Genomic DNA, 247 nt, shown 5'->3' with positions numbered 1-247 from the left:
GCGCTCGAGCGCGAGATCCTCTCCACCCTCGGCATTCCCGACCCCTATGCGGATCGGATCGCCTGACATGCCGGATTCCGAACCGACCCACGACAATCCGCGCAACGTGAGCAACCTGCCCGCGGTGCACCATGACGTCGGCGATCCGCCGCTCGTTCAGCGACAGGATGTTGCGCAGCATGGTGCGCTCGATTGCCGAGAAGCCGACATCGTCGGGCGTCGAGGCATCGAGCACCACCTGCAGATC

General features: G+C 65.2%; 1 pseudogene. It reads right to left on the bottom strand.

Annotated elements, in window-relative coordinates:
• Window positions 1-97: 97 nt before the first annotated feature.
• Window positions 98-247, bottom strand: a pseudogene (locus tag FNJ47_RS52305) (magnesium/cobalt efflux protein); the annotation flags it as partial.

The organism is Bradyrhizobium uaiense, from assembly GCF_010811875.1.
GTDB lineage: Bacteria > Pseudomonadota > Alphaproteobacteria > Rhizobiales > Xanthobacteraceae > Bradyrhizobium > Bradyrhizobium uaiense.
The sequence above is the reverse complement of the archived record's forward strand: the minus strand, read 5'-3'. Positions and strand labels throughout refer to the sequence as shown.